General features: G+C 44.3%; 4 protein-coding genes and 1 pseudogene. 3 read left to right on the top strand and 2 right to left on the bottom strand.

Translation table 11 applies throughout. The features are described 5' to 3' along the window. Nucleotides 1-701: 701 nt before the first annotated feature. Together B5F87_RS19895 and istA are read right to left on the bottom strand one after the other, a co-directional pair. Complete coding sequence (locus B5F87_RS19895) at nucleotides 702-1,478, bottom strand: ATP-binding protein (protein ID WP_087284314.1); 777 nt, start codon at nucleotides 1,476-1,478, stop codon at nucleotides 702-704. A gap of 5 nt (nucleotides 1,479-1,483) precedes the next feature. Then, the gene (gene istA, locus B5F87_RS19890) at nucleotides 1,484-3,028 is read right to left on the bottom strand and encodes an IS21 family transposase (RefSeq protein WP_087284311.1); all 1,545 of its coding nucleotides are present in this window, start codon (nucleotides 3,026-3,028) and stop codon (nucleotides 1,484-1,486) included. Nucleotides 3,029-3,446: 418 nt separating this feature from the next. Between istA and B5F87_RS19885 the strand changes: the two genes are divergently transcribed. From B5F87_RS19885 to B5F87_RS19875, 3 genes and pseudogenes are all read left to right on the top strand, one after another. Next, entirely contained in the window at nucleotides 3,447-4,262 is an 816-nt protein-coding gene (locus B5F87_RS19885; protein ID WP_087284308.1) for a chitobiase/beta-hexosaminidase C-terminal domain-containing protein, read from the top strand. 302 nt (nucleotides 4,263-4,564) lie between these two features. Continuing rightward, nucleotides 4,565-5,254 carry a hypothetical protein gene (locus tag B5F87_RS19880; RefSeq protein ID WP_087284305.1) on the top strand — a complete coding sequence of 230 codons (690 nt, stop codon included), beginning with the start codon at nucleotides 4,565-4,567 and terminating at the stop codon, nucleotides 5,252-5,254. 339 nt (nucleotides 5,255-5,593) lie between these two features. Next, a pseudogene (locus B5F87_RS19875) lies at nucleotides 5,594-5,883 on the top strand (hypothetical protein); the annotation flags it as partial.

The following is a 5,883-nucleotide window of genomic DNA, read 5'->3' as shown; positions in this document are numbered from 1 at the left end:
TCATTTCTATAACAGTACTAAAAGTTGAGTACTGAACTATTAGCACGGATTGATAAGAATCGAGTCTATTGTCTCACATATGACTATGATTTTCGAGGTACGGAGTATTTACCGTTTACGATGAAAGGTTCATAGATATTGGATTTTCTTCTTTATTATCTAAAGAAATACCATTCTCTTTGCTCTCCAAACGAAACGTTTCGTTTTTGTCATATTATTTATGGGCGTGGATATCCTATATGGAATGTCATGCACTCTCCTCTTTCAGCCCGCCTCTTATGAGGCGGGTCTTTCATTATCCAAAAGAAATCATTTCTTTTTCTCTTGCCAATTTGTAATTCCCCTTGTATAATGAGACTAATCATAAAAAAGAAATAATTTCACAACCTGAATGACAAAGGAGATTCCGTTCCTTCTATATGAATAGCGACAGTGCAAAAAGAAATCATTTCTTTTTTTCGCGGGAACGAAAATTTTCGTTTTTGTCATATTAATATCGGAACGAGAAAATGATTCTTTCGGCAGGAGAAGGAATGGGTTTCTTGGATATACCGGTGCGCTGAAAGCGCCTGTCCGGTGTTTTGGAAATCACCTGTCCGAAAAGAGGGAATCACTGTTCCAGACAAGATAATGAATGCGGCGGAGACGCCATCCTGAAGAATAGAACCTCCAGGATGGGGATGCCAGTTGGCTGTTAACGATTATTCGCTCAGCGCCGGATCCAATCCGTATACTTCTCTCATAGAGCGATAGTTGGATGGGTCAGTCGGAACGATATTGATCTTGTAGGCATCATGCATGATACGGTCAAGGATGGCTTCAGCAAGGGGGCTGTCATCGCCACCGAGCTGGTCGTACCATCCGCTGGGATCGTACTGGGAGCAGAAGATCGTGGAGGATTTCTTCCGTCTTCTGTGGAGTAGTTCCAAAATGTCATGCTGTTCCGCTTCCGTCGGTTTCAATAAGAGCCATTCATCAATGATGAGCAGGACGGGGTTGGCATACTTGGCCTGCACCTTCTTGTAGGTGCCATCTGTACGCGCCAGCTCAAGCTCCAGGAGCATATCGGGCAGGCGCACATACTTTGTTTTATAGCGCTGTTTGCAGGCCTCCATACCGAAAGCGCAGGCCATGTAGGTCTTCCCGCTCCCGGTAGCACCCGTGATGAACAGGTTCCGGTGCTCCGTGATGTACTCACAGGTTGCGAGACGTTCGATCAGGCTGCGGTTAAGTTTCCGGCCGGAAGTATAGTTGATATCAGCGATGTAAGCTTCCGGCTGATCGAACCCGGCTCCCTTGATCAGACGCTTCAGGCTGTTGCTCTTGCGGTTATTGTATTCGATGTCGACCAGAAGGCCGAAGCGATCCTCGAACGGAACATCCTGCATCCTGGGATCATCCATCTGTGTGATAAAGGCATCTGACATAGAAGTCAGCCGCATTTCAATAAGTTTGTCAATCGTACTCTGATTGGTCATGGTCTTTACCTCCTGTAGTAGTCAGCACCACGAGTGATGGCGTGCTTGTTCTGAGTTGATGCAGAATCGGGAGTCTGTAACTCCGGTTCAATCTTTTCCTTCCCGGCTGCCAAGATGTTTTTGATACTCTTGTAGCTGGGACTCGCTGTGTAGGAAAGCGCCTTCCGGCACGCTGCTTCCAAACGCTCAGCAGAGTATTTATCTGCCAGTTTCAGAAGCCCCATACAGCTTCGGTAGGACTGCTGCTCAACCCTCTGGGAGACAAGGATCGCATGAACAACCTTGCACGTATTGGTTCCGATCCGCTCAGCCCATTTACGGAAACGGTCACCGTTCCATTCCAGATATTTCTGGTGATCGGCAGGCATATGTTCCGTAACAGTGCTGTATTGCCCCTTTCGGCCATACAGACGGCGGTGGGAAGCAATGCGGTTGTGATTGTAAAAGATTTCGATAATAGTGTCGGTTATCCGCACATCCACCTTGCGTTTGATGTATTCGTAAGGAACGGAGTATAACATTCCGTCAACGGATATGTGATAATTGAACTGAACGGTGGCTTTTTTCCATTCCGCCAGTTCATAAGGGGTAGCCGGTAACTTGGCCAGTAATGGCAGTTCTTCGTCGCGGAAGATCTCGTATCGGGTACCCTCTTTCTTTTGGAAAGGACGGTTTACGAATTCCTCCAGCTTTCTGCGGATGGCCTTGTTCAGCTCGGCCAGCGAAAAGAACTGTTCATTACGGAGTGCCGCGGTGATCCAGGTAGAAATGACACCTACAGAGCCCTCGGCATTTGGCTTGTCCTTCGGTGCCCGGACGCGGGCAGGGAGGATAGCCGTGTTGTAGTGCTCAGCCATCTCATGATAGATGGTGTTGAGTTCCTGATTGTACCAGTCGTTGTTGCGGATCACTGCAGTTGTGGTATTATCAGGCACCAGAATACGGGTTACACCACCGAAGTACTCATACATGTGAACGTGCGCAGTGATCCATGAACGCTGCTTTTCATTGATAAAAGCCTCAACGTAAGGATACTGGCTGTATGCCATGACACCCACAAAGAGAAATGCGGGGATGATCCTGCCGGTATCCGGATCGGTGATCTGTGCAGGATCTCCTGCCCAGTCAACTTCGATCTGCTCGCCGGGCTTTCGGTTGATATGCATGGTTGCGCGACGCTTCTGCTCATCCTGCTGGATGTAATAACAGAACTGGGAATACATGAGTGGCTCGTCGCCGGACTGGCGGCATTCCTCCAGATACTCCGTCCAGAGGAGTTTCTTGTTGACACCGTTGCGGAGCAACTCCTTCTGGATGTAGTTGAAATCCGGCATCCGTTTTTGTTTAGATCCCTTTGATTCCTTGGGAAACATCAGCGTCTTAAGCGCTGCATCTGTCAAAGTTTCATCCAACGGCCAGGATAAATGCATTTCCCGTGCACGTTTTTGAACCTTGACTACGGTTTTCTGCGAAACACCGATGCTTTGAACAATGTTTCGCTGTGACAGTCCCAAAGCGGTAAGCCTGAGGATCTCACGATACTTGGTCATTGTCTTGTGACCTCCTTATAATAGATTTACATCTTGCGATGCATGTCTCTATTATAAGGCTCTGAAATATGATTTCCTGTTCCGGAACAGTGATTTCCGTTTATCCGGAATGGTGATTTCCTATCGCCGGACTGGTGATGGAAAATGCCCCGGAATACTCAGGTTTCTTCTATAATATATGGTGGAAGACAGGGCACCTTAATAGCAAATGAATTTTGTTTTGCATAAGGAACAAAAACTTCTGTTTTCGCTATAGAAACACCAAGGTCACTCAAGAAAAGGATTCCTTTTCACCGACAATCGGAAAAATGAATTTAATTCTTTATTTCAGAACAAAAAAATCTGTTTCCATCATATTAATACCGGAAGGGAAAGTTCCTTCTTTAAGAAAATACTTCATGAAAGGGGAATGATGAGTATGACGAAGAAAAACATCATGAGAGCATCCGCAGTGGCTCTGGCTTTCTGCCTGCTGGCGACAGCGGCGCCGGTCACAAATGTAGACGCAGCGGCGAAGACAAAGTTGAATAAGAAGAAGATCACGATTAAGGTCGGTAAGACCAAGAAGCTGAAGATCAAGAACCTGAAAGGTAAGAAGGTTAAGTGGAAGACCAGCAACAAGTCGGTCGTGAAGATCAAGAAAACAAAGAAGAAGACCGTAGTACAGCTGAAAGGCAAAAAGGCTGGCACTGCTACGATCACGGCGAAGGTCGGTAAGAAGAAGTATAAGTGCAAAGTAACGGTGAAACCGGCGAAGAGCAATACGTCCAATAATACCAACAACACGGAAGTAAAAGTGATCACCGAGAAGGAAGTAAAACAGCAGGAAGCGGCGCTGAATCAGCAAATTAATGAATTTAACATGTCTCGTAACAGCGGTATTTGGACTGGGAAATGCCCGGTGGTATCTTATCCTGATAGAGCAACCGTAATTAAATATTTAAAAGATTGTTCGGCTCATGGCATACCAGAGGGGAATAAATACTATTGTTATTATGATATTGTCAAAAAAGATCAGTACAAAAATGATAGTAGTTTAAAAGTGACATACACATTGGATGGAACTACTCCAACGTTCAATAGTGCAGAAGTTACGAATCAAATTCATGTTAAACTTACTTCCCAAACACCAACTGTTAAAGTCCATATTTATAAAGATGGAGAGTTAATAGCGCTGGATTACTATACTGAAGGTCATTTGTATGTGAATGACGGTGAGTATGATAATGAATAATCGTTAATTATACTATATCTAAAGCGGGATTTGTGTCCCGCTTTTCTTTTTTTATTCATATCTATAGAAAAATATATTTCTCTCTTTTCCTTTTTAAAATTCCAGACCACAAAATTTTCATATTAAAAATGTCGAAAGGAACAAAGCGAAGGGCTTACCTTCCCATTTCGATAGCGACGGGGAGGCGCATATTCTCCTCTAAAAAGATATAGAAGGGAGTGGTTTGGTGAGAGACCCACCGGTTCTATAAAAAACTATATGTACCTTGGCAACTAAACATTGAAAAGAAAGGAATCAGGCTTATGAGTAAGAAAAAGAAGAGGATCTTACGTTCCTTTATGTCCCTCCTGTTAGTCTTTACCATGGTCTTTACCGGGGTTGTCCCAGTCTTCGCAGTCGGTGTTGGTGGGAATGAACCGGTTAAAGATGGCGGTGATGGTTCGAATACATTTAGATCAAATAGTGGACAGTATTCTTCCTACGATCCTAACGATGGCGTCCAGGCATTTGTCGTGGATGATGCCTATGGCTTTAAGGTCAGGAACACAAACAGTACCGTAGTCACCCCATTCGGTACCCAGGACAGGGATGGCGGGGAAGCCTGCAGGAAAAAGTATGCCGAGAGCGGCGATGATATGGATTTATCCAATTTCTATATTTTCGACGCAAAGAAAAACGACACCTGCGGCTGGACTGGAACGAATTTCCGGATTTATAACACGGAAAAACGGGCTTATGATATGGTGGATGTAAAAGTCACCCTGCATGACATCGAGACCAACGGAAATGACGGTAATTATATCTGGTTGCAGAATACCAGTGCTACGCCGAGCATCAACATCCTTGGTGTCGAAGAAGTCCAGATGACCATTGAATATTTCGTGGCAGGAACTCAGACCCCATACACGGTCAACAGTAACTTTACAGTTTCCGATATTGACGCCAACCAGTATTTCAAACGATTTGAATATATACTACAAATTAATTTATAAGAGACCATTAAGGTCTTATTTTTTTACTATAAATGAATTTTATTCCGCTCTCCAAAGTATCCTTTTAGCATTATCTCAAAGAAATCATTTCACAATATCTTGCCAAGCGGTAATTTCCTTTGTATAATGAGACTAATCATAAAAAAGAAATAATTTCACGTTTTGAACAGAAGAGAAGCAGTTCCTTCCATATATTAATAGTAGTGGCGTAGTAAGTGAAATTAATCCACTGATCCGGGACGAAAAAAATTGATTTCGTCATATTATTATCAGTAGGGGAACAAGGAAGTTCTTCTCGTAGAAATGTAGAAATTATTTCATGAAAGGGGAATGATGAGTATGACGAAGAAAAATATCATGAGAGCATCTGCAGCGGCTCTGGCATTCTGCCTGCTGGCAACGGCGGCGCCGGCCATGAATACAGACGCAAAGGCAAAACCGAAGCTCAATAAGAAAAAGATCACGATTAAGGTAGGCAAAGCCAAAAAGCTGAAGATCAAGAACCTGAAAGGTAAGAAGGTGAAGTGGAAGACTAGCAACAAAAAGGTCGTTAAGATCAAAAAGACCGGCAAGAAGACCGTGGTGAAGCTGAAAGGCAAGAAGGCCGGCACGGCTACGATCACGGCGAA

Source organism: Eubacterium sp. An3 (assembly GCF_002159465.1).
In the GTDB taxonomy this organism is placed as follows: Bacteria; Bacillota; Clostridia; order Lachnospirales; family Lachnospiraceae; genus Anaerobutyricum; species Anaerobutyricum stercoris.
Note: the sequence above shows the minus strand (reverse complement) of the source record. Positions and strands in the feature narration are given on the sequence as shown.